Genomic DNA, 23,448 nt, shown 5'->3' with positions numbered 1-23,448 from the left:
GCACGGGAGTTCCACGACGAGACCCTGCCGGCGGAGCCCGCCAAGACAGCTCACTTCTGCTCGATGTGCGGTCCCAAGTTCTGCAGCATGAAGATTAGCCAAAGCATCACAGAGCGGTTCGGTGGTGCGGCGGCTGAGGGAGCCTCGTCCGAGGAGATCGCCGAGGGGATGCTCCAGAAGTCTAAGGAGTTCGCGGCGAGCGGGAACCGGGTGTACCTGCCTATTACGGACTGACGGCGGGGATTCCTGCTCCCCTGAGCGCTCGGTCAGGGGAGCACCGTCGGCTTTCTAGACGAAAAGCACTCCATTCATCGCGAGAGCAGCGGGCCTCGTCACCCGTTCCGTACTTCCATGTTGCCCCCTCACCCGGCGAGATGAGCAGTCAGGCGAATCTCTGTGCTCGCTGCAGTGACGAGTTCTGCAAAGCGGGGATACTCGGCATGATCCTGCCCCCACAGAGGGAGCCGCGATTGAGGAGGTCGTCGAGGGAATTATGCGTTAGTCGCATGGGTCCGCGACATTTTGGGACCATACTTATCTGCCGGTCGCGGAATGACGGCCCCTGCGAACCGTGCGCTTTCGCACCTGCTTTCACATCGAGGTTAGAGCGCAAACCCGACTTGTGCACTAAGAATGATCATTTGATAGCCGGAAGAAGAAAAAGGGCAGCCAGCAACCACATAGCGATCAGCGACGCGACTATAAACGATAACACGTAAGTCTCGTACCATCGGATGAAATTCCTGGGGCTTGGGCGCTTACGGAAGTCTGGCCCTATCATGGATTCAGTCAGGTCACATTCTTCGTTGCGGTAGTCGATCCAGGAAATAGCCCCTACCACGATCAAAGTAATTGTGAAGGCAGCCACTACTGTGGTGAGTATAAGTAAACCGAGCACTCCGCCACGTGCAGTGCTCGGGGACAGGCCCCACTTGTCGTAACCGACAAAGAGTGCAAGTGCTGCACCAACAAGTCCTGTCGCGAGCGTCTGATAGATGGCAAGGAATCGGTGAGCGTTCTCATTCACGGCATGAATCTGTTGCAGAATGTACCTGTAACGCTCCAAGGCGAAATCATTCCGCACTGAATCTGATTCTGCTCTGGTCTCTCCGGGGGCTGTCATAGCTCCTCACTCCTGAGCTGGCATCACATGGGTCATCGTCGCGGCACTAGAGTCGTACACCCAAACTACGATGCAAGCCATGAGGTTCCGCATGCTGCGAGATGTGTACTCGACTGTTTGAACCTGCTAGGGGTCGATACCGTCACAGGTTTTCGAGTTCTGATCGGACAAAGATAGCGAGCGCTCGAAGGCGGATATTTTTGTCGCCCTTATGGCCCACAACAGCGAGCATTCGGTCCCTACCTTCGTATTGCGAGGACGCAACTGATTCGTTCAGTCCCCATGCTTCGCCAACTGCCTTCAAGACCCAGCCTGCCATCGAGTTTGGGCCGGCAAACCTGGCCTGCAGCCTGCCCCAGTTGAAGAGGACGGAATCTCGGCCGTGATAGGCCGGTCCCGCCGATAGAAGAGACCTTCGGCCTGGGTACATGAGAATCACTTCCTCACCCAACGAATTATTCCCGGGGGAGTTGTAACAGTAATTCCACCATGCTGCGTCGTGGACGAGAATGATGCGGGGCCGTTTTGAAATGAACGAGACCAGCTCGTCGTACGTTTTTTCACCGTCGGCCGTTTTTGCTATAGGCAAGGTGGTGGGGGCGCCGCAAAGCTCAGCCACCGCCGAAATAAGTTCAGCTCTTCCACTATCCTCTTCTGGGAGTGCGTTTGCCCATGCTTGGCCTTGCGATGTGGCCCATTCTGAAAATTCTTGTACTGACGCGATTGGGACAGCGATATCACGAGCCGCCCTCACGGTTCGTCCTAGAACGAGGCCGGCTGCGTGGGAAAAGTGTGTTCCTGATCGAACACCCCCTACAACAAGTGGGGCACCAAACTGGATCCAGGACTGCATACGGGGATGGTCCCCTTCATCGATCTCATCCTGGGTTTCGCGTACCTGTGAGGCCAGTGTCATACGCGCGATAGTTTCCCCGTCCGACGAAAGTACTTGCTCAAAGCTTCCCGCCATGGTCTTCAGGTGATCAATAACCGGCGGCTCATATGTTACATATAGCCTTTCGATTAGGCGGTCACCGCTCAGATGTTTCCAATCATCTGCCTCAACGACCAGCCGTCTCCGTCCGGCCTGCTCTACGACGTATAGGTCCACGTCAAGGGCGGGGCATAGCCAAGCACAGAATTCGGACAGAGTCCTCAATTCCTTGCCTGTGTCAGAGTGTCCAATATTCAGAATATTGTCTACCGATTTATTTAGCAGAACACGCACCTCGGTTCCGCCGGTAATCAGCTGCTCGGCCGCGTCGGCATTTCGCAGCATAGGCCGACTGGTTAGACCATCCCTGAACTCAAGCACGAGAGTTTCGCATGCTGCTGCGTCATGACGTCGCGATATGACCTGTACCGAGCTCCCAATCATGAAGACTGAAAAGAATCCGATTCCATATTGGCCCGTCGGCCGAAATCCGGACGACAGTAGACCGGGCAGATCTCGCCGTGAATGTGCAGAATCCCAATATGAGGTCCCGAAATTCAAAAGCGCATTCGTCAAGACCTCTTTTGACATTCCAATTCCGGTGTCACGAACGTGCAGCCATACTCCATCCGGAGCCTCGTTGAAAGCAACCGTAACATCTCCGGTTACTTCCCAATCGGGTACTCCCGAAGCTGAAAGGATTGCTTTCTTTGCTCTCACTGCATCGGCTGCGTTGCTGATGATTTCTCTGATCGGAACTGTTGGGTCGTTGCCATACAACTCTGCTCCGCCCAGGCGGCGTACAAGGGTTACGACGTCTGTCGCCTTAATTTTTGCATCAATTGGGTGCCAGCCTTCAGTCCTGATACTCCGGGAAAACTCCTCGAGGTCACTGATTCCCGAAACCGCGCGGACTGCAAACCGTTGTCGCCCTGTATCGGAAAGGATATTATCGACCGCAGAAAGTTCACCATGCAGCATCGTTAGTGTGTCATGGCACAGCCACCAAGCCTCTGCCTCCTGCCTGGTGAATGGACTGAGGCTTGTATAGATCAACCTATCGTCTTTTGTGCGCGGCTTCTGCAACTTATCCTGAAATACCCAATGCGGCAATGACTCCTCTTGCGGCTTACGGATAGCGCGCAGGAAGGCGGGCGCGCGTCGAGAATCGAGGTGACTCGCATCCGCACATCGCATGACACAAGCGAGAGCCAGTGGGTCAACTTCCCAAGTGTTGGGCATGTGGCCGCGCGCACCAATTTTGACCTCGAATTCATGGCGTAGTGATTTGGAAGGCCACCAGTGGCTTGCGGCAATTCTTCCGGCGAGGTGGCCATATTGACTTCGCAGGTCGGCATCCTCAATCAGATAGTAAGGGGTGCCCGTCGCGGGATCCTTGTATTCGATCTGCGGAATTCTGGCAGCGTAGTCCGCATGTGTCTCACGTAGGTATCTCGAGATCGCTTTGTCACGAACTCGAGGTTCTACATCCTCAAGCTCGCCAGGTGTGGGGTACCTCCCATACTCGGAGTGATATTCGGATGCTACGACGTCTCTCCACCTAACATCGGTAGAAATCTCTTCCAATCCTCCAGGGATGGCCGCCACGCCATTAGCAAGATCATGAATAAGGAAAGAGATCCCCAGGACAAAGAGCTCTGCCGGGTTCAAGTTATAGGAGGCGCCGCAGATGGTTTCCGCGTATTCCCAAAGGGCATCGAGGTGGGAAATGTCGTGTTGTGTAAGATTGGGTGAGTCTCTATTAATTTCTGCGGCGATTAGTTCGGCACGTCGACGGCTGCTCTCTAGTTGCTCGCTAAGTCTCCGGGCCTCGCGCTCCGCGTTTGTGCCGACCTGTTCTTCGAACAGCTTCCAGAATCGGGTCTCACGCAGCGCCATTACTCCCCCTCATCGCGTATCTCGCGCCCTATCAAATAGGCGATCATACAGTGTGGTCTCGTCGCGCGGGTGGCTTTCGACAGATCTCAGTCCACGCAACAAGCACGAGAGGGGTCGTCCGGAGGCGCTAAGCGCCATGCCACTCTCGGAAATCGGACCCTGAGGTAGCGACGCGACCACCAACAGCGCTGCTGTACGTGAGCCCGATGAGGGCCTCGTAAGGGCGGACACGTAGGACTTGTCCTGGGTACGGTCATGGTCGTGTCTGGCGCACGTCGGGTTGGTCCCCCGTATGCGTGCGTCGGTTGATCGCGCGCGACTAGGGAGCTGGTACGGGCATGGCGCTTGACGCTGCTCGATCGCAAGAGGGGTTCACATCGACGAGGGCCGCGCAGGTGATGAGTGCGGCATGCCGGGCGGCCGGGTTGGACGACAGAGGGGCCGAGCTGATCCGGCTGGGAGAGAACGCGCTCTTCCGCCTGGACACAGAGCCAGTGATCGTGCGAGTGGCGCGGGGAGAACCGTGGTTGCCCAAGGCACGCGTTGAGGTTGCGGTGTCAAAGTGGTTGGCCGAGGAAGGGTTCCCTGCCGCGCGCCTGGTCCGCGGGCTGGAGCAACCGTTCCTGATCGATGGTCACCCGGTGACCTTCTGGCGGCTCATCGTCGAGGGCAGCCGTAAAGCCACATATGGGGAACTTGGCGGCATCCTGCGGGACCTGCACTCCATGACGTTGCCCGTTGGTCTGGTGCTGCCCTCGTTCAACCCCTTCGACAAGCAGGAACTGCGGATCAGCCAGGCAGCGATCCCGGAAGATGACAGGGTCTTCCTCCGTAAACGGTGGAGTGAGCTGCGTGACCAGTTCGAAGGCCTGCGGTTCGAGACCCCCAAGGGGCCGGTCCACGGCGACGCTCACGTGCAGAACCTCATGGTGAACGACCGGGGAGAAGTCATCCTGATCGACTTCGAGGCATTTTGCTTCGATCACCCTGAGTGGGACCTAATGGTTACGGCCACGGAGTACCACAGCCTGGGGTGGCAGACCGACGAGCAGTACGCCGACTTCGTGCGGGCCTACGGGCGCGACCTGCACGACTGGCACGGCTACGACACGCTCCGGCGGCTCCAAGAGTTCGGCATGACCACGTGGCTGATGCAGAACGTGCAGGAGGACGAGGAGACGGCAGCCGAGTACCGCCGGCGCATCGCTGGCTTGCGGAACGATGATGCACCGCGCGACTGGCGTCCTTGTTAGCTGTTACTCGTCCTCGTCCAGACGGGCGAGCGCTTCGTTCACCTGCTCATTGAAGGCCACGACGGCGGGGTTGGCCGCGTACGCACTGACCTCCGCCTGAAAGTCGGTTACGTAGCGCTGGAAGCGGGAGGACTGGAGGGAGTCGCCGCCGTCCACGGCAAGGCTGGCTGTGGTGACGGCGGCTTCCAACTCTCCGTTCAGGAGCTGGCTCTGTGCGAGCACCATGCGACAGAAACCGAGGGTGCGGGCGTACTGCGGATCGGTACTGTCCACAGCACGCTGTGCATGCTCGACCGCCTCACGGCGCATCCGCAGATCGCGGAAGCAGTGGCAGAACTCGCCCAAGAGTTCCGCGTCGTCGAAGTAGCTCAACCACGGCGGGTCATCGGCACTGTCAGCGCGCTCGAAGTGGCGCTCAGATTGGTTCATGGCGAGTGACGCCCCGGTGCGATCTCCCGCGTTGGAGAGTGCCCGGGCCTCCATGGCCCAGTAATTCGCCATGGCACGCGGGGTTGCCCGGCCCTTGGCACCCTCGACTGCGGCGCGGGCTAGCTGGATGGCCTGGGTGTGGTTGCTGAGGTAGTTCGCCTGGTGGCTGAGGTTCCCGAGGATGCGGGCGCCGAACATGCGGTCGTCGATGACCTGGGACAGTCGCAGTGTCGACGTGAGATAGCGGTGGGCGAGCCTGTGGTTTCCGGAGTCGTATGCGGTCCACGCGAGCAACTGGGAGACCTCGGCGGCGGCGCCGAACAAGGCCGTGCCCACCTTCTCGCTGTAGCTGGCGCTGAGCAGAGGCAGGACCTCATGGCGGAAGTAGTGGCGTAGTGCCTTGTGGCCGTGGCCTCCGCCGTACTTGAAGTCGAGCTGCATGAAGGTGGCGGCGGCGTCCCTGATTGCCCGGACGTCGCGCATGCCGACTCGTTGCTGAGCGGGCCTGTCGGTCTGGATGCCGTCCGGGCGCGCGATCATCCACGACAGGACGGCGGAGCTGAGATCCGAGTCCGAGACGGTCAGTTGCTCGGATGTGATGGTGTCGGCCCGTTCCTGGGCGAGTCCATCCAGCATCGACAGCACGTCGGGGACCGTACTGGGATAACCGAACGGTTCAGGAGTGGCCGGCCGTGTGTGGTCGAAGAAGCCGAGATCACCGGGAGTGATGCGGCGGCCGAGTTTGGCGCTCAGCACGTCGGCCATGAGTGCCGCTGTCTGAGGCTGGATGCCCGCGCCGTCCCGCCATCGCTGTACTGATACGTGCGTTGTTCCGAGACTGATGCCCCGCTGAGCGGCGGCGTCCTTCATGCGCTTCGCCAGGCCCTTGTTCGAGACCTTCGCCTCGTCCATGACGGCGATTAACTGCGCGTTCGGCTCTCGGCTCATGCTCCCCTGCCAACCCGAGAATGACGGCGAGTGTTCATCGTGTCACAGCAGTATCAACCGTGGGGGTTCATTGATAAACCCCCTTTGCCTTTGCCCGTGTTCACGTGAACCCCCTGGTGAACGCTCCCGGTCACGTCCGTCTCGCCGTGTACTGGCTTGCGTGAAGCAAGCGGTGCCGTGAGAGCCGCGGGGCCTCGGAAGGGAAAGCGATGGATGCCGGGAAGACTGAACGGTTGGCGGGTGAGCTGGACGCGTACGCGCACTGGTTCGTGACACCGGAGCCGTCCTCCGACGGCCACTTCCTGACGCTGACGCTCTTCGCCGAGTTCGGTGACACAGCGCGCGTCGCTCGCGACATGACGGCTGTGTTCCTTCGGGGCGCTGGCGCTAGTGCGGTCGTGGACGACGCCCGGTTGGTCGTGTCCGAGCTGGTCGGCAACGTGGTGAACCATGCCGTGCCAGACCAGCACCTGGCCGCCCCCGGTGCCTGCCGACGCATCGACGTGATCTTCAAGATGTTTCCGAAGTGGCTCTTCATCGGTGTCGCTGATGAGGACTCGACCCCTCCGCTGCTTCCTGTGGGAGAGGTGTTCCCTCCAGGGCTGATCGGAGATCTGGCTGAGGCGGTGCTACCCGACAGCGGTCGTGGACTGCTCATCGCCCAGCGTCTGGCAGCGGCGGTCTGGTGGACACCGGAAGAGCGCGGCGGAAAGACGGTCTGGTGTCGCTTCGACTTGAACGACGGAATGGAGCCCGTACCGCGCTCGTGATCTCCGGGCCGCCGCTCGCTCCCTCGCGATCGGGAGCGAGCGGCGGCCCGGTAACCGGCCGGAGTCTGACCCCTTCGGCCAGGGCGCGGCTCCTCCGGACTTTTGGGAGCTCCCCTCCACACCGGAGGGCCGCGCCTGACAACCACAAACCGAGACCGGGCCACCCCATCAGCCCTGGAAAGCGAAGGGTGGCCCGGCTGGGAACGCGGCGGTTCCCGGTGCCTGATGGTACCGGGGCCGCCGTGCTGCGTTTGTGCCCTGGTCCAAGGAAGTTGACGATCCGTTACTAGATCAGGGCAGAGGTGGCAACGTGACTGGCTCGGGTGAGGACTGGCTGAGCGACGGTCTGAACGTGACGGGCGCGGACTCCGGTCTCTGGGTGTCCGGGGTCGACTACATCGCGGGATGGCGTGAGGCGCGAGTGGCGGCCGATCGCCTTAACCGAGCGCTTCTGAGCGTGGGTTTCGAGCTGTCCGCCGTACGGGCCGTCGCCTCGACGAACGAGGACGGGCGCGGTGTGGTGCGGCTGGCGGGCTGGCCGGACACCGTGGATCGCCTCGCTCAGCTCCTGGAGGCGCGCTCGGATGGCGACGGCGGTGCAGCATGAGGCGCCTTTTCGCTGGTGAGTGGGGCGCGTGGGCAAGTCGCCGGCCGGAGAGACTTTGGGCTGGAGCTGCCATGGGGCGAGTGAACAGGGGGCCTTACGCTGGCCCGGCGAATCGGGCAGGCAGTTGCCCTGCCCGTTGTAGTGCCCGATTGGCCCCCTGTTCTTCGAGGCTCGCCCCATGGTGGCTGCCTAAAGTCTCGGAGGCCGTCGACCCCCAGCCCACCACGCCCCTGCCCGCGACAGTGGGTCGACGCCATGACTCTTCGGGCGTGCTGCGGGCGGGGGCGCCCGGCGACTGGCCGGGACCGGCGTCCACGCCGCACGCCCGGCCGGGGCGGCGGGGCGGCCCGGCGCGCCGCAGGCGCGCCCTTGAGGAAGTAAAGGCTGTTTCGACCGATGCCGGTTGCCGCTCAGGCGCGGGTGCGTCGCGCGGACTGCTTGTCGGCGGTGATCCGGTAGGCGAGTTCGGCACGGTCCGCGCCGATGCGGAGCTCTTCGAGGGCCAGCGGGCGATCGTCGGCGCCGTGCGCGACGCGGGCAACGTGCAGGATCGGGGTCGCGTCGGGGAGCTGGAGCGTGGTCCGCTCGTCGGGCAGCGGCATTCGGGCGCGGACCGTCTCCGACCACCACAGCTTGTGTCCGTCCTGGGTGAGCACTCGGTAGATCGCTGCCGGGGGCTGGCACGGCTCATCAGCGAGCACCGGAACCGCCTCGGCCACTTCGAACGGAATCAGCGTGCGGTGCATGGCGCGGGCACCCGTGGCCTCGTCGATCAAGAGCCGGTCGCAGCCGAACACGGCCTCTTCCTCGCCGAGTCCGAGCAGCCGACCTGTGGCCTTCGTGGTCCGGGTGCGGTAGCTGCTCGGCTCCTCGGCCTCCTGCCAGGCGTCGCCGTTGGGCATGACGAACTTGCTGTCGGTGGTGCGGTTGATGCGGCGTTCGAGGGTGAGCGTGGGCTGGCCGCTGGAGCGCACGAAGCTGCCCTTGCCGTGGCGCACGTCGATCAGACCTTCAGCCCGCAGTGCGGCGATGGCGTTGCGGACCGTGGGGCGGGAGACGCTGTAGCGGGCCATGAGCTGGGCTTCCGATGGAAGCAGGGAGTCGGGGGCGAACTCACCCGACAGGATCGCTGCGCGGATGGCGGCGGCGACTTGCTGGTAGAGGGCTCCGGGGCGCTGGATCTCCGTCATCTCGGCAATCTCCGGGTGAGGTCGTAGGTACGTCGCACGCGCGACATCACTCGTCAGCATAAGTAGTTGCGCCCCTGCCGTACAGCACTCCATAGTCATAACTCGTAAGGACAAGTGACGTCAGTATCTCGCTGGCGTCCCGACTGGCCAGGGAGGCCAAAACCAATGCAGTCCATTCCCGTGGACACGGCGCGGCTCGGCGTACTGCGGTGTGCCAACGCGCCCGAAGTGAAGTTCAGCAACTCCGAGACGCAGGAGGTGAAGAAGGACCGGGACGGCAACGCCGTCTACAGCGTGGCCGTCACCGTGCGGCCGGACGGACGGCGTATCTCCGTGATCGAGATTGCCGTGAGTGGTGAGCCCAAAGGGCTCGAAGCAGGCCAGGTCGTCAAGGTCACCGGGCTGACGGCGTTCGTCTGGTCGATGGGCGACCGTAACGGCGTCAGCTTCCGCGCCGACACGATCACGCCCGCGCACGGACCGGCGGCGCAGGACAAGGGTGGTGACGCGTGATGGGGCCGACCCTGCTCGCCCTCGCCCTGGCGGTACTGGCCTGGGCGCTGGTCGTCGGTGACCTGGTGCGGCGCCACCGTCCGGCCTGGCACTGGTACGTGGTCGGGTACCCCGTGACCGCGTGCCGGGTGGTGTTCACCTGGCGCAGGGTTGCCCTGCTGAACGACCTGTCCGTCTCGCGCCTTCCGGCGCGAACGCTCATCGGGCACCTGCTGGTCAAGGGGGATCCGGTTCGGCCGGCGGCTCCGCGGCTCTCGTTTCCGCGGGCTACCCGCATGGGGTTGACCGTTGCTGTCCAGTTGCACGCGGGGCAGACTCCGGCGACCTACCTGAAGGCGGCCGACGCGTTCGTCCATGCGTGGAAGGTTCACGCGGTGCGTGTGACCTCGCCGGAACGCGGGCTCGTCCTGCTGACGGCGATGGCCAGTGATCCGCTACAGCGGCCCGGATTAGCCACCGCCCCAGCCGAACTGCTCTCCGCGCTCATCGGCGCACTGGAGAGCGGCGGCGCCTGGGTGATGAACCTGCGGCTCGTGCCGCACTGGCTCATCGTCGGGGCCACACGGTCCGGCAAGTCCACCCTGCTGGCCCGGCTGATCAACCAGCTCGCGCCGCAGCCCGTCGCCCTGGTCGGCATCGACTGCAAGGGAGGCATGGAACTCGGCCTGTTCGCCGGACGGCTGAGTGCACTGGCAACCAGCCGACGGGAAGCGGTCGCGGTGCTCGGCGCGCTCGCCCTCGACATGCAGGAGCGAATGAGCGTGTGCCGGTCGGCCGGCGTGCGCTCCATCTGGGAGCTGCCCGACAAGCTTCGGCCGGTGCCGGTCGTCGTGATCGTTGACGAGATCGCAGAGCTGTACCTGTCCGACGGTCGCCGCGAGAGCAAAGCGGAAACCGAGCAGTGCTCCACGCTGCTGCTGCGCCTGGCCCAGCTCGGGGCAGCACTCGGCGTCCACCTGGTGGTGGCCGGACAGCGGGTCGGCTCCGACCTGGGGCCCGGCGTCACCGCCCTGCGGGCTCAGCTCGGCGGCCGGATCTGCCACCGGGTGAACGATCCCGGCACGGCGGAGATGACCCTGGGCGACTTGAACAAGGACGCCGTGGCTGTCGCGCAAGCCATCACGGCAGAGGAACGGGGCGTGGCCGTGTGCACCGGCCCGGACGGCAGCTGGAGCCGCGCCCGTTCCCACTTCACGTCCACGGAAGAGGCCGTCTCGACGGCTCGGAAGCACGCAGCACTCACCCCGGATCTGCCCGCGCTCAACCGTGCCCTTGCGGCGCCGGAAGGAGACGACAAGTGATCAGCGAAGGTACGGCGTTCACGTTCGCGGTGGTCTTCGGGATCATCACCGTCCTCCTCGTCCGCTCCCGTGACGTGCGGGCCTGGGAAGCGGTCTGCGTCGGCCTCTTCGGCCTCTACCTCGGCCAGACCCCGGTGATCTACACCGTCCACGGCCTCGTCACGTGGCTGATCAACGGCTTCTCCCACACCTGACCAGAGAAGGGAACGCAACGGCATGCCCATGCCCCGCGTGAGGTGCCCCCACTGTAAGGGCGACGGAGCCCGCAGGACCTGGACCGGACGACAGCGGCGCTGTCGCGTCTGCCGGGGCACCGGAACCATCCGCTGAACTTCGCTCCGCCCGACCCCACAAGGAAGGCGATCCCCATGACCGACAACGCGCACCTACCCACCCACCGTGCCGCTGCGGCGGCCCACCCTGGAAGGTCCCCACCATCACACCGGAGCTCACCCCGGCTGACAGGCGCGTCGTCCTCAACCGCGCGGCGCGCCTGCGTCAGCTGTCCGAAGCAGACCGCGACGCAATCGGCCTCGCCCAAGACCCCAAATTCCACCGCCTGCTGGAGCAGATCACTGCCACCGGTGGCTGCTCCCGCCCCGTCCACCTCACCGGCTCGACCACCATCCTGGACGGCCCAACCGGCGAAATCCTCCGCCACTACGACACCGGCACCGAACCCGGTGAACGCCTTCTCGTGCGCTGCCGCAATCGCCGGGCAACCGTCTGCCCCGCATGCTCACGCCTCCACGCGGGCGACACCTTCCACCTCGTCCGCGCGGGGCTCCTCGGCGGCAAGAACGTCCCTGCCACAGTCCGCCACCGGCCCCGGCTCTTCGTCACCCTGACTGCCCCGTCCTTCGGCAACGTGCACCGAGCCGGGGAGCTGTGCCGCCCCCGCCGTGACTGTGTGACATGCGAGCACGACCGTCCTCGGAGCTGCGGCGCTGTCCACGGTCCCGATGATCCCTCTGTCGGCAAGCCCCTGTGCGCTGACTGCTACGACTACACCGGTCACGTGCTGTGGCACGCGCATGCGTCGAAGCTATGGGATCGGTTCGTCATCGACGTCCGACGGCGGCTTGCTTCCTCGGTCGGTCTCGTACAGTCCCGCTTCCGGGACCACGCCCGGCTGTCCTTTGCCCGGGTCGCCGAGTACCAGAAGCGGGCGGCCGTCCACGTGCATGCAGTCGTCCGCCTCGACGGCCCGAACGGACCGGCGGACGAACCTCCGCCCTGGTCCGCGGACCGACTCATCGAGGCCGTGCGCTCCTCCGCTCGCCGCGTCCTGGTCCGTACGCCGTATAGCCCCGCGGTGGGTGAGCTGGTTCTGCGCTGGGGCGCCCAGGTCGACGTTCGCCCACTACACGCCGAGGGCGACGGGCCTGACGATGATGCCGTAGCCGCCTACGTGGCCAAGTACGTCACCAAGGGAGCTAGCGAGACAGGCGCCGGCATCGACCACAGGGTCACCACCAGGGATGACATCGAGGCTGCGTCCGTGAACGCACACGTCCGCACTCTCATGCAGACCTGCTGGCGCCTGGGCGGCCTGCCCGAGTACGAACCCCTGAACCTGCGCACGTGGGCTCACACGCTCGGCTACCGGGGCCACATCCTCACCAAGTCCCGCGCCTACTCCACCACCTTCGCGGCTCTGCGGGCCGAACGCGCCCAGCACGTAGGCGGTGCCGACGCCCCCGGGACGGTCACGGACAAGCACTGGCGCTACGTCGGCTCCGGCCACACCCCGGGCGCTGCGCTCATCGCCGCCGGAATCGCAGACGACATCGCTGAAAACCGCGCCGTCGCGCGGGAAGCTCTCCGAGCTGGCGGTGATGCCAACTGAGTACTACCTCGGCTAAGGCCAGCGCTGAGCGCGAGGAAGCAGCAGTACGAGCGTGGATCGAGCGGCAGCTACGCGACTCTCGCCCACTCTCCGATGATCAGCTGCGGAGCGTGGGGGAGATCCTCGGACTTCAGCTCATTCGGAAGTCCGCCACACAGGCTTGAGAAGCTCAGGGTCGAATGTCCTGTTGCCCTTGCCACCCGGCACTGCGACCACGGCGCTCAGAACCTTCTTGATCGCCTCGCGCTTCTGCGTGAGCGTCTCCGACCCCCACGAGATCCTGACGTCTTCCTTGGCCTCCTCGGCCTCCGCCTTCAGAGCTTCGTGCGCCCGCTGATCTGCACGAAGCTCCTTGATCCGACGTTCGAGGACCGGGAGATTGCGGAAGAACGTCTCATCATCGATGTCCGTGTCCTCGTCGTCGTGCCAACGCCGCTCCAGCTCGTTGCGGCTCCTGACGGCTCGCTCCAGGGCATCGGCCTTGTCCCAGTCCGGAACGTCCTGGGCCTTGCTCGCCGCATCGCGCTCCAGCTTGGCGATGACAAGTTCCTCGATGGCCATGTCCGTCTTGTCGCCCCGCTTGTAGGTCTTGTTGCAGCCGCCGTCCACGGTCTTCTTGCAGATGTAGGCGTGCCGGTACTTGAGCCAGTCGTTCGCCTTGATTCCGATCATCTTGTTGTTGCAGACCGTGCCGTCCTCCAGCACGTGGCCACATCGCAGGATGCCGGTCAGCAGGTACTTGTGGACCAGGCCACCGCGCGGCATCCCGGTTCCTCGGCCACGCTCCCTGATCTTGGCCGTGACCGCGAACCACTCCTTCGGAGTGATGATCGGCTCCCACTCGCCCACGATGGGCTGATCGTCGCCGTCACGTACAAGCTCGCCCTTGATCTCGCGATATCCACACAGCCGCGCGTTCACCAGGACCTGCTTGACGGTCTGGTACTGGAAGGCGTTCCCGCGACTCGTGATGAAGTCGGCCTCCTTCCACCGGCGCGTGATCTCGGAAATGGAGGCACCCGCGATCACGTCCTTCACCGCCTGACGGATGGCTTCTGCCTCGTCCGGGCGCAACGAGACCTTGTCGTCCTCCCATCCGAAGGGGCGCCATGCCGCTACCGACTGCCCACGGATCGCCCGGCTGCGGTGGCTGTTCCTGCTCCGACGCTCCTTCTTCCTCGTCTCGCTGAGGGACATGGCGACCCCCAGAAGCCCCTTGATCTCGAATCCTTCGGCGTAGAGGTCCTGGATGCCGTTCGAGTCGTGGTAGACCCGTCCTTCCTGCGTAGTGAACGCCTTCAGGTACCGCTCCCAGTCACTCGGGCGCCGGTACAGCCGGTCGTCGTTGACGGCCATGACGCCGTGGATCGGGTACCCGTCCGGCGTCGTCCCGGCAGCAAGATCGGCGAGCAGCTGCTCGAAGTCATCGCGAACGATGTTCTCCTTGCTCGCGCTCTTGTCGTTGTCCGTGTAGCGGTAGACGACGAGCCATCCGAACCTGCGGGCGGTCTCGGTCATGTCCCGGTGCTGGTCCTCGACGCCGTGGGCGTCCTTCACCCGGCCGTCGAACGAGATTCGTGCGTAGCAGACGACGCACTTCAGCTCCGGGTCGGAAGCCAGCATGGCGCGCACTTCCTCGACGGACGGCAGTCCCTCGGGCGTACCTCGCAGCTTGCTGACCAACTCCTCGCGCTTGCCCACGTGTTCCCCCTCGGTCCATGGCTGGGCTGCTGGAACGACCGTAGCGCATGTGGGGGTTCTAGTAATGCTCTACAGCATGAAGATCTCGCAGGACATCCGCCGGGAACACGGTGGCACCCGGGCCGAGGTCGAGGAGGGCATGGCCCTGAAGTCGAAGGAGTTCGCGGCGAGCGGGAACCGCGTGTACCTGCCCATCGCGGACTGACCGCGCCTGCGGTGCTGAACGCGTAACGGAAACAGCACGACGCCACCTGTCACGGTCCAAGATCACTACTGTCACCGGCAACTGTCCCTGGAGGCCCATGAGTACTCGCTCGACCTGCTGGCCTTCGTGCTGGACGTGGAGAGGAGGGGCTGGAGTGCGCATTTCCACGCCAGACTGCGGGATCTCAGAAGCACGGATCTGCAAGCGCGGATGAGCAGGGGCGTCGCCGACCTGTGGGAGCACCGGACCATCGACCTCGTCCCCTTCCGGCCGGCCACGGTGGTCAGATACCTGCTGCGCGACGACCGCGTCCACCGGTGGGCGGCGACGGCGCCGGCGTTGTACCACCTCGCGCTGGTGCATGCCTTCAGCCGCCGCACCGTCGAACGGGTCGAGGCGCAGGTCCTGCGCCGCCTGTGAACCAGCGTGCCTGCCGGCCCCCGGGCGTGGCCCGGGGGCCGGAGTGGCACCGCCCGGATGCCCGGTTTGCGTTCCCTGAGCCGTTGCGTGGGGGAGCGCAGGCCGACGGGCGTTCGCTGAACACGGGCTCCCGCGGTTACTCCGGTTGGTGCTCCGGTCCTCCGAAGTCCGGGCTGGTGTAGTCCGGGCTGCTGAAGCTGGGGCGTGAGCGGCGGTCGCCGTCGTCCGGGCTGGTGAACCCCGGGCGGTCGTAGCCGAGGTGCGGCATGCGGCTGACCGGGGTGGACGAGGACGTGTGGTGCAGTGCGGCGGCAGCGCCGGGGTCGGCGAGCGCCTCTCGCAGGAAAGGCAGGATGCCGCGTTCCAGCAGGGCCTCCTGCCAGGCCTCCTTGGCCTGGGCCACCTCGCCCTGCAGTTCGCCGTACGGCCCGCCCTCGGCCGTGGGCTTGTTGCGCAGAGCGGTGAGCAGCAGCCCCACCGCGGCGACGAGGATCGCGACCGCGGTCACGGCACCGAACACCCAGCCCGTGGTGAGCATGGTCCGGGCGAACCCCTGTTCGGGGTCGAGCATCCGCAGGATGTAGCCGACGAGCAGGAAGATCGCCGCTGCGGTACCGGCCAGGACGGGCGCCAGGACGGCGACGACGGCGACGGCGCCCGCGCCGGTCGTCTCGGCGACTCCTCCGACGGTCGCAGCGAGTCCCGAGGCACCCGCGCCCGGCTCGGAGGAGTCGGACCCGCGCAGGGCGGGTGAGCCGGCCGATGCCGGCTGACGCAGTTCGTCGCGGACCTTGACGTAGTGCAGGTACTCGGTCGAGGCGGCCGCCGTGATGAGCGCGGTGGCGCTCAGCGCCATCGTGCGCAGCTGTTCGGGGTTGAGCCGCTGTCCGACAGCGGCCAGTTCCGGACGGTGTGGTGCGGAGCGCAGCGCCTCATCGAGGATCCGCTCGTATTCCTGGCGGTCCTCGCTCAGCAGGTGCTGCGGAACGCTGTTCATGTGCATCCCCCGATGCTCCGTAGGGCTTGTGGCTCGGCATGCTGACGAGCCGTCGGGCAGAAACGGAGGGGAGCCTGCTACGGATAGGCCGATGGTAGAGCGGTGAGGGTATGCGGTGACAGGGGGTTTACCGAAATTGCCCCCTCACCGGCCCGGTCCTCCGACCGGGGACGCCTGCCCGGTGAACGTTCACGTATCCAGCGGCAGTTGCTGGACCAGCAGCTTTCCGGCCATGGTCACGCCGCCGTCCATCGCGATGGCGAGTCCGCCGGCGTAGACGTGCGGTCCCTCGATCACGGGGTCGCGGTTGTCCTCGTCGTCCTCGGAGCCGACCTCGCCCAGCAGATAGGGGATCGGGCTGTGCCCGTGAACGATGCGGGTGCCCCCGTACGTATCGAGCAGGGAGCGCACGGCGTCCGCGCCACCCTCGTCGCGGAAGGAGAACCGCTTGGTGAACTTGCGGAACAGGTCCCAGACCTCGTCCGCGTCGTTGCGGGTGATCGTCTCGCGGACGGTGTCGTTGACCTCTTCGATGGAGCGGCCGTAGTCGAGATAGGCGGTGGTGTCGGAGTGGACGAGCAGGTGGCCGTCGACCTCCTCGACGGCGTCCAGGCGGGACATCCACTGCAGGTGGTGGTCCTGGAGGCGGTCCATGTCGGTCTTCTGGCCGCCGTTGAGCAGCCAGGCCGCCTGGAAGGTGGCGGTGCCCGCGCCGGAGTTGACGGGGGTGTCGCCGAACCGCTTCGCCCCCAGCAGCAGCAGTTCGTGGTTGCCCATGAGCGCCTTGCAGTAACCGCCGGCCGCGGCGGCCTCGGCGGACAGCCGCATCACCAGGTCGATGACGCCGATGCCGTCCGGGCCGCGGTCGGTGAAGTCGCCGAGGAACCACAGCCGGGCGGTGCCCGCGCACCAGTTGCCGGCGGCGTCGAGCAGTCCCTTCTCCTGGAGGGCCGACACCAGCTGGTCGAGGTAGCCGTGCACGTCACCCACGACGTACAGCGGGCCCTGCCCGGTGGTGGACTGAGGGGCGGCGGTCTCGGGATCCACGGTCACCTGAACAGTGTCACCCCGGTTGATGACGGGAAGGTCGCGCTGGGTCGGCGTGTATCCCTCGGGGTAGGTCTCGTCGGGCGGTGGGGCGACCTCGCCGGGGTGGACGCTGTGGACGTACGGACCGGCCTCGTGGACGTACGCGGGCACCCGGAAGTCGCGCAACGTCGCCGTCCGCTCCACCTCGGGTCCCTGACCGGCCCCCTGAGTCATCGACCCCTCCACCATCGCGCCGCGTTGCACCGCATCGGACTGCCTGGTCGTAGCGGCCCGCGGGTGTCGTGGGCCCATCATAGGAATGCGGATCGTGCCATGTGATGACCCAGGGGTGGTGAATCGGAGCAAGAGTCCAGTTCACCGCGGCTTTCGCCCCGATTGGGCCGGGCTTCGACCGCCGTGTGACCGCCCGCGCTCTTCTTCTCTCCGCGAGAACGATCCCTTCTCTCCGGGGGACCGGCCCTGTTTCTCCCCAGGAAGGGGTCCTTCCTGTTGCCCGTGCGGGGCCCTAGGTGTCCTCGGATGAGCGCGGAGGGCTGACCGTCGTGCGCGGCGGGCGTCGCTGGGACGAGGTACGCACGATCAGCTCCGTCGGTATCACCTGCTGCACCGGGTGGTCGGCCTCCACTCCCTCGATGGCGTCGATGAGGAGCTGCACCACCGCGGTGCCGATGCGGCGCGGTTTCAGGGAGAGCGTGGTGATGGGCGGCTCGGTGTTGGCGTACACCGTGGACTCGCTGCAGCAGACCAGCAGCAGGTCGTCCGGGACGCGCAGGCCGTAGCGGCGGGCGGCGGCGAGCAGGTCGGTGCCGTTCGGGTCGAAGAGTCCGTAGACCGCGTCGGGCCGGTCGGGCCGGGCGAGGAGCCGGTCGGCGGCGACGGCGCCCGCGCACGGATCGTGCGCCGGGTAGGCCTCGTACACCGGATCCTGGCCCACGCGCTCGCACCAGCGCAGGTAGGCGGTGGTCGACAGGTGGGTGTAGGTGTCCGTGGTCGTGCCGGTCAGCAGGCCGATGCGGCGCGCGCCGGCGTCGGCCAGGTGGTCGAGGATGCCGAGGACTGCGGCTTCGTGGTCGTTGTCGACCCAGGCCGTGACCGGCAGCGCACCGGCCGGGCGGCCGTCGGAGACCACCGGCAGGCCCTGCCGGACCAGCTCGCTGACGACCGGGTCCTGGTCGGAGGGGTCGATGACGACCGTGCCGTCCAGGGCGACGTTCGACCACACGTCGTGGCGGGAGGTGGCGGGCAGGATGACGAGGGCGTAACCACGGGCGAGCGCGGCGGAGGTGGCGGCCCGCGCCATTTCGGCGAAGTACGCGAATTCCGTGAAGGTGAAAGGTTCATCCCCGTACGTGGTCACGGTCAGGCCGATGAGGCCCGATTTCCCGGTACGGAGGGTCCGGGCGGCGGCCGACGGCCGGTAGCCCAGGCGGTCGGCGACTTCCCGGACATGGCGCCGGGTGGCGTCCGGGAGCCGCCCCTTGCCGTTGAGGGCGTCGGAGACGGTCGTGATGGAGACTCCGGCGGCGGCGGCCACGTCTCTGATGCCGGCCCGACCCGGTCGACTGCCTCGCCGTGAGGTTTCCGCGCGGCTCACCTGATGCTTCCCTGCTGCTGTCATGGCGAGCCGATAGTAGGGCTCATGCCGTGGGGTAGTGCGGACGCATATGCACGCGTTGACAGGCACGTTTCTGCATGATCATTTAACCCCAACCGCCTTGGAAATCATGGGTGTTGAGCGCTTTCTTGGCAGTACGTGTTGTGTCGGCGCGCACGGGCCTGCCAACTGGCCCAGGTTGCGAAGAGGTCTCAACTCACCTGCACGAGGGACGCGCGCCACGGCGTACACCACCGGCGCATAGATATATGTGCGGCGCGCCCCCGCATTCGTACGCCTTGGTGCGGTGATGCCCCAGATGCCGGTGGGACGGGGAAGGACGGAACCGGCTGCTCGGGCATGCCTATACGCAGCGGCGCCGAATCCTCATAAGGTGAGGAGTATTGGATGTCGGCGGCGGTCATGGGCCGCCGGTCTTCACGAGGAGGACTGCGGTGAGCGAGACGAGCCCCAAGCTGCGCGCCGAGCTGGAGGGGATCCCCACCTACAAGCCGGGCAGGCCCGCCGCGGCAGGTGGTCCGGTGGCCTACAAGCTGTCCTCCAACGAGAACCCCTATCCGCCGTTGCCCGGCGTCATGGAGACCGTGACGGCGGCGGCCTGCAACTTCAACCGCTACCCGGACATGGCCTGTACCGCGCTGATGAACGAGCTGTCCGAGCGGTTCGGGGTGCCTCTTGCCCACCTGGCCACCGGCACCGGCTCGGTCGGTGTCGCCCAGCAGCTGATCCAGGCCACCTCAGGCCCCGGTGACGAGGTGATCTACGCCTGGCGGTCCTTCGAGGCCTACCCGATCATCACGCAGATCAGCGGCGCGACGTCGGTGCAGGTGCCGCTGACGCCCGGGGATGTGCACGACCTCGACGCGATGGCCGACGCGATCACCGAGCGGACCCGGCTGATCTTCGTCTGCAACCCGAACAACCCGACCGGCACCGTCGTGCGGCGAGCGGAGCTGGAGCGCTTCCTCGACCGGGTCCCGCGCGATGTCCTGGTAGTCCTCGACGAGGCGTACCGCGAGTTCATCCGCGACCCCGAGGTGCCGGACGGCGTCGAGCTCTACCGCGACCGGCCCAACGTCTGTGTGCTGCGGACCTTCTCCAAGGCCTATGGTCTCGCCGGCCTGCGGGTCGGTTTCGCCATCGCCCACGAGCCGGTGGCTGCGGCGCTGCGCAAGACGGCGGTTCCGTTCGGCGTGAGCCAGCTCGCGCAGGAGGCGGCGATCGCCTCGATGCGGGCCGAGGATGAACTGTTCGGCCGGGTCGGCTCGCTGGTGTGCGAGCGCACGCGCGTGGTCGACGGGCTGCGCTCGCAGGGCTGGACGGTGCCCGAGACCCAGGCCAACTTCGTCTGGTTGCGGCTGGGGGAGCGTACGGTCGCGTTCGCGCAGGCCTGCGAGCAGGCGGGTGTGGTGGTCCGGCCGTTCCCGGGCGAGGGCGTGCGGGTGACGGTCGGGGAGGCCGAGGCGAACGACATCTTCCTGAAGGTGTCGGAAGGGTTCCGTAAGGAGCAGTAGAGCTTCGAGTGCCCGCCGGGAGGCAGTGCGCTGCCGTCCTCCGCGAGCCTGGTCAGCCGTCCACGAGTTCTACGCGGACGGGGTCTCCGTCCCGCACGGTCGCGAGCAGTCCGGGGTCGCCGTCGAGGCGGCCCAGGATGTTGCACGGGCCGGCGAGGCGGCATTCGTCGCCCCGTGAGATCGGAGTGGGTCCGTAGGGGAGAGCGAGGGCATCGCCGTCGGTCCAGAAGACGACGGTGCCCGGCTCGACGACCTCTTGGGCGTCTGTTTCACGTGAAACCGACACTCCCGTGTCGAAGTACACCTCCGCCCCCCAGGTGCGGGCCGTGGAGGCGAGCGGCAGCGCCTTGGCGAGAGCGTGGCTGGTCGGGGTGTCGTCGAGCCGGGCGGTGAGATGGCCCGCGGGCCAGGAGATCCGTATCTGTAGCGGTGGCGGTGTGTGCATGCCACTGATTCAACAATATGTTGAAGTTGGAGCCACGAGTCCCACTGTGACGGGGGAGACAGGGACCCCCTCAAGTCACTCGAAAGTGCGTGCTGCATAATGGCTTGTGAATGTGAACGCTTTCACAAGCGTATGTAAGGAGCGGCGACGTGGACCTGGCTTTGGCGCCGGAGACCCTGGCGCGATGGCAGTTCGGAATCACCACCGTCTACCACTTTCTGTTCGTCCCCCTGACGATCTCCCTGGCCGCGCTCACGGCCGGTCTGCAGACGGCGTGGGTGCGGACGGAGAAGGAGAAGTACCTCCGGGCGACCAAGTTCTGGGGCAAGCTCTTCTTGATCAACATCGCGATGGGTGTGGTCACCGGCATCGTGCAGGAGTTCCAGTTCGGCATGAACTGGTCCGACTACTCGCGTTTCGTCGGTGACGTCTTCGGTGCGCCGCTCGCCTTCGAGGCACTGATCGCGTTCTTCTTCGAGTCCACCTTCATCGGCCTGTGGATCTTCGGCTGGGACAAGCTGCCGAAGAAGATCCATCTGGCCTGCATATGGATGGTCTCCATCGGCACGATCCTGTCGGCCTACTTCATCCTCGCGGCCAACTCCTGGATGCAGCACCCGGTCGGCTACCGGATCAACGAGGCGAAGGGCCGGGCCGAGCTCACCGACTTCTGGCTGGTGCTGACCCAGAACACCGCGCTCGCCCAGGTCTTCCACACGCTCACCGCGGCGTTCCTGACCGGCGGCGCCTTCATGGTCGGCATCGCCGCCTTCCACCTGGTCCGCAAGAAGCACGTCCCCGTGATGAAGACCTCGCTCCGGCTGGGCCTGGTCACCGTCGTCATCGGCGGCCTCCTCACCGCGATCAGCGGTGACGTCCTCGGCAAGATCATGTATCAGCAGCAGCCGATGAAGATGGCCGCGGCCGAGGCGCTGTGGGACGGCGAGAAGCCGGCTCCCTTCTCGGTCTTCGCCGTCGGCGACGTCGACAAGGGCCACAACAAGGTCGCCATCGAGATCCCCGGCCTGCTGTCCTTCCTCGCGAAGGACGACTTCAGCTCGTACGTGCCCGGCATCAACGACGTCAACAAGGCCGAGCAGGAGAAGTACGGACCCGGCGACTACCGGCCCAACATCCCCGTCGCCTACTGGGGCTTCCGGTGGATGATCGGCTTCGGCATGACGTCGTTCGCCATCGGTCTGGCCGGGCTGTGGCTGACCCGCAAGAAGTTCATGCTGCCGCAGCACCTCAGGGTGGGCGACGACGAGGTGCCGCATCTCGTCCTGCTGCCGAAGAAGGCGCTCGGCCCGACCCTCACCAAGTGGTACTGGCGCATCGCGATCCTCACTCTGGGCTTCCCGCTGATCGCCAGCTCATGGGGCTGGATCTTCACCGAGATGGGCCGCCAGCCGTGGGTCGTCTACGGCCTGTTCCAGACGCGTGACGCGGTCTCCCCCGGCGTCTCGCAGGCCGAGGTGATCACGTCGATGGTCGTCTTCACCACGCTGTACGCCATCCTCGCCGTCGTCGAGGTCAAGCTGCTGGTCAAGTACGTCAAGGCGGGGCCGCCGGAGCTCACCGAGGCCGACCTCAACCCGCCCACGAAGATCGGCGGCGACTCCCGTGACGCCGACAAGCCGATGGCCTTCTCTTACTAGGCCGAGGGAGCTGCACCGTCATGGAACTGCACGACGTCTGGTTCGTCCTGATCGCCGTCCTGTGGACCGGCTACTTCTTCCTGGAGGGCTTCGACTTCGGAGTCGGGGTGCTCACGAAGCTGCTCGCCCGGAACCGGCCCGAGAAACGGGTGCTGATCAACACCATCGGTCCCGTCTGGGACGGCAACGAGGTGTGGCTGCTCTCGGCGGCCGGCGCGACCTTCGCCGCCTTCCCCGAGTGGTACGCCACGCTCTTCTCCGGGTTCTACCTGCCGCTGCTGCTCATCCTGGTCTGCCTGATCGTCCGGGGTGTGGCCTTCGAGTACCGCGTGAAGCGGCCCGAGGAGAAGTGGCAGCGCAACTGGGAGACGGCGATCTTCTGGGCCTCGCTGCTGCCCGCGTTCCTGTGGGGCGTCGCCTTCGGCAACATCGTGCGGGGCGTCAAGATCGACCAGGACTTCAACTACGCCGGCGGCGTCCTGGACCTGCTCAACCCGTACGCGCTGCTCGGCGGCCTGGTCACGCTGTCGCTGTTCACCTTCCACGGAACGGTGTTCGTCGGGCTCAAGACGGTCGGGGAGATCCGGGAGCGGGCGCGGAAGCTGGCGCTGCGCGTCGGAGCGGTGACCGCCCTGCTGGCGTTCGCCTTCCTGCTGTGGACGCAGTCCGACCGGGGAGACGGTCCGTCGCTCGTGGCGATGGTCGTGGCCGTGGCCTCGCTCCTCGTGGCCCTGGTCGCGGCCGGGGCCGGGCGTGAGGGCTGGGCGTTCGCGCTGTCGGGGCTCACCATCGTGGCCACAGTGGCGATGCTGTTCCTGACGCTCTTCCCGAACGTCATGCCGTCGACGCTGAACCCGGACTGGAGCCTCACGGTCACCAACGCCTCGTCCAGCCCGTACACCCTGAAGATCATGACCTGGTGTGCCGGGATCGCCACCCCGGTCGTCCTGCTCTACCAGGGCTGGACGTACTGGGTGTTCCGCAAGCGGATCGGTACGCAGCACATCGCCGAGACCGCGCACTGAGG

20 protein-coding genes and 2 pseudogenes are annotated in these 23,448 nt (G+C 65.6%); 13 read left to right on the top strand and 9 right to left on the bottom strand.

Going from position 1 to position 23,448, the window contains the following annotated elements; genetic code table 11:
* Positions 1-234, top strand: a pseudogene (locus AB0F04_RS29490) (phosphomethylpyrimidine synthase ThiC); the annotation flags it as partial.
* A gap of 403 nt (positions 235-637) precedes the next feature.
* Here AB0F04_RS29490 and AB0F04_RS29485 read toward each other — a convergent pair.
* Together AB0F04_RS29485 and AB0F04_RS29480 are read right to left on the bottom strand one after the other, a co-directional pair.
* Positions 638-1,027, bottom strand: coding sequence for a hypothetical protein (locus AB0F04_RS29485; RefSeq protein WP_362046748.1), 390 nt, complete (start codon positions 1,025-1,027; stop codon positions 638-640).
* A gap of 238 nt (positions 1,028-1,265) precedes the next feature.
* Positions 1,266-3,956 (bottom strand): ATP-binding protein, encoded by a 2,691-nt coding sequence (locus AB0F04_RS29480; protein WP_362046745.1) that lies wholly within the window; start codon positions 3,954-3,956, stop codon positions 1,266-1,268.
* Positions 3,957-4,294: 338 nt separating this feature from the next.
* Between AB0F04_RS29480 and AB0F04_RS29475 the strand changes: the two genes are divergently transcribed.
* A complete protein-coding gene (locus tag AB0F04_RS29475; protein ID WP_362046742.1) occupies positions 4,295-5,209 on the top strand; it encodes an aminoglycoside phosphotransferase family protein in 915 nt (304 codons plus the stop codon).
* 3 nt (positions 5,210-5,212) lie between these two features.
* Here AB0F04_RS29475 and AB0F04_RS29470 read toward each other — a convergent pair whose 3' ends face one another.
* The gene (locus AB0F04_RS29470) at positions 5,213-6,586 is read right to left on the bottom strand and encodes a sporulation protein (protein ID WP_362046739.1); all 1,374 of its coding nucleotides are present in this window, start codon (positions 6,584-6,586) and stop codon (positions 5,213-5,215) included.
* A 209-nt stretch (positions 6,587-6,795) separates the two neighbouring features.
* Here AB0F04_RS29470 and AB0F04_RS29465 point away from each other — a divergent pair, with 209 nt between their 5' ends.
* Together AB0F04_RS29465 and AB0F04_RS29460 are read left to right on the top strand one after the other, a co-directional pair.
* Positions 6,796-7,356 (top strand): ATP-binding protein, encoded by a 561-nt coding sequence (locus AB0F04_RS29465; protein WP_362046736.1) that lies wholly within the window; start codon positions 6,796-6,798, stop codon positions 7,354-7,356.
* 310 nt (positions 7,357-7,666) lie between these two features.
* Positions 7,667-7,963: a hypothetical protein gene (locus tag AB0F04_RS29460; RefSeq protein ID WP_003991455.1), complete on the top strand. Its 297-nt coding sequence runs from the start codon at positions 7,667-7,669 to the stop codon at positions 7,961-7,963.
* Positions 7,964-8,373: 410 nt separating this feature from the next.
* On the opposite strand, the gene AB0F04_RS29455 is transcribed toward AB0F04_RS29460, so the two are convergent.
* Positions 8,374-9,153, bottom strand: a complete 780-nt coding sequence (locus AB0F04_RS29455) for a GntR family transcriptional regulator (protein ID WP_362046732.1) — start codon at positions 9,151-9,153, stop codon at positions 8,374-8,376.
* A 165-nt stretch (positions 9,154-9,318) separates the two neighbouring features.
* Here AB0F04_RS29455 and AB0F04_RS29450 point away from each other — a divergent pair, with 165 nt between their 5' ends.
* From AB0F04_RS29450 to AB0F04_RS29435, 4 genes are all read left to right on the top strand, one after another.
* Positions 9,319-9,666, top strand: a complete 348-nt coding sequence (locus AB0F04_RS29450; protein ID WP_362046729.1) for a hypothetical protein — start codon at positions 9,319-9,321, stop codon at positions 9,664-9,666.
* A complete protein-coding gene (locus AB0F04_RS29445; protein ID WP_362046790.1) occupies positions 9,666-10,967 on the top strand; it encodes an FtsK/SpoIIIE domain-containing protein in 1,302 nt (433 codons plus the stop codon). The genes AB0F04_RS29450 and AB0F04_RS29445 overlap by 1 nt, the downstream gene beginning before the upstream one ends.
* The gene (locus tag AB0F04_RS29440; RefSeq protein WP_003991451.1) at positions 10,964-11,161 is read left to right on the top strand and encodes a hypothetical protein; all 198 of its coding nucleotides are present in this window, start codon (positions 10,964-10,966) and stop codon (positions 11,159-11,161) included. The genes AB0F04_RS29445 and AB0F04_RS29440 overlap by 4 nt, the downstream gene beginning before the upstream one ends.
* 242 nt (positions 11,162-11,403) lie before the next feature.
* Positions 11,404-12,816: a replication initiator gene (locus AB0F04_RS29435; RefSeq protein WP_362046787.1), complete on the top strand. Its 1,413-nt coding sequence runs from the start codon at positions 11,404-11,406 to the stop codon at positions 12,814-12,816.
* 135 nt (positions 12,817-12,951) lie between these two features.
* Here the strand turns inward: AB0F04_RS29435 and AB0F04_RS29430 are convergent, their stop codons facing one another.
* Positions 12,952-14,517 (bottom strand): recombinase family protein, encoded by a 1,566-nt coding sequence (locus AB0F04_RS29430; protein ID WP_362046726.1) that lies wholly within the window; start codon positions 14,515-14,517, stop codon positions 12,952-12,954.
* A gap of 73 nt (positions 14,518-14,590) precedes the next feature.
* Between AB0F04_RS29430 and AB0F04_RS29425 the strand changes: the two are divergent.
* Both AB0F04_RS29425 and AB0F04_RS29420 read left to right on the top strand, forming a co-directional pair.
* A pseudogene (locus AB0F04_RS29425) lies at positions 14,591-14,722 on the top strand (thiamine biosynthesis protein ThiC); the annotation flags it as partial.
* Positions 14,723-14,932: 210 nt separating this feature from the next.
* Positions 14,933-15,142, top strand: a complete 210-nt coding sequence (locus AB0F04_RS29420; protein ID WP_362046723.1) for a hypothetical protein — start codon at positions 14,933-14,935, stop codon at positions 15,140-15,142.
* 136 nt (positions 15,143-15,278) lie between these two features.
* Here the strand turns inward: AB0F04_RS29420 and AB0F04_RS29415 are convergent, their stop codons facing one another.
* The 3 genes from AB0F04_RS29415 to AB0F04_RS29405 all read right to left on the bottom strand — a co-directional run bounded on the left by AB0F04_RS29415 (position 15,279) and on the right by AB0F04_RS29405 (position 18,807).
* Positions 15,279-16,145 carry a hypothetical protein gene (locus AB0F04_RS29415; RefSeq protein WP_362046720.1) on the bottom strand — a complete coding sequence of 289 codons (867 nt, stop codon included), beginning with the start codon at positions 16,143-16,145 and terminating at the stop codon, positions 15,279-15,281.
* A gap of 183 nt (positions 16,146-16,328) precedes the next feature.
* Positions 16,329-17,417: a metallophosphoesterase gene (locus AB0F04_RS29410; RefSeq protein WP_362046784.1), complete on the bottom strand. Its 1,089-nt coding sequence runs from the start codon at positions 17,415-17,417 to the stop codon at positions 16,329-16,331.
* A 277-nt stretch (positions 17,418-17,694) separates the two neighbouring features.
* Positions 17,695-18,807 carry a LacI family DNA-binding transcriptional regulator gene (locus tag AB0F04_RS29405; protein WP_362046717.1) on the bottom strand — a complete coding sequence of 371 codons (1,113 nt, stop codon included), beginning with the start codon at positions 18,805-18,807 and terminating at the stop codon, positions 17,695-17,697.
* A 431-nt stretch (positions 18,808-19,238) separates the two neighbouring features.
* Here AB0F04_RS29405 and hisC point away from each other — a divergent pair, with 431 nt between their 5' ends.
* A complete protein-coding gene (gene hisC, locus AB0F04_RS29400; protein WP_362046714.1) occupies positions 19,239-20,318 on the top strand; it encodes a histidinol-phosphate transaminase in 1,080 nt (359 codons plus the stop codon).
* 52 nt (positions 20,319-20,370) lie between these two features.
* Here hisC and AB0F04_RS29395 read toward each other — a convergent pair whose 3' ends face one another.
* Positions 20,371-20,763, bottom strand: a complete 393-nt coding sequence (locus tag AB0F04_RS29395) for a cyclophilin-like fold protein (protein WP_362046711.1) — start codon at positions 20,761-20,763, stop codon at positions 20,371-20,373.
* Positions 20,764-20,912: 149 nt separating this feature from the next.
* Between AB0F04_RS29395 and AB0F04_RS29390 the strand changes: the two genes are divergently transcribed.
* Positions 20,913-22,421, top strand: coding sequence for a cytochrome ubiquinol oxidase subunit I (locus tag AB0F04_RS29390; protein WP_362046708.1), 1,509 nt, complete (start codon positions 20,913-20,915; stop codon positions 22,419-22,421).
* 20 nt (positions 22,422-22,441) lie between these two features.
* The gene (gene cydB, locus AB0F04_RS29385; RefSeq protein ID WP_362046705.1) at positions 22,442-23,446 is read left to right on the top strand and encodes a cytochrome d ubiquinol oxidase subunit II; all 1,005 of its coding nucleotides are present in this window, start codon (positions 22,442-22,444) and stop codon (positions 23,444-23,446) included.
* Positions 23,447-23,448 lie beyond the last annotated feature (2 nt).

Source organism: Streptomyces sp. NPDC029041 (assembly GCF_040637515.1).
Taxonomy (GTDB): Bacteria; Actinomycetota; Actinomycetes; order Streptomycetales; family Streptomycetaceae; genus Streptomyces.
The sequence above is the reverse complement of the archived record's forward strand: the minus strand, read 5'-3'. Positions and strand labels throughout refer to the sequence as shown.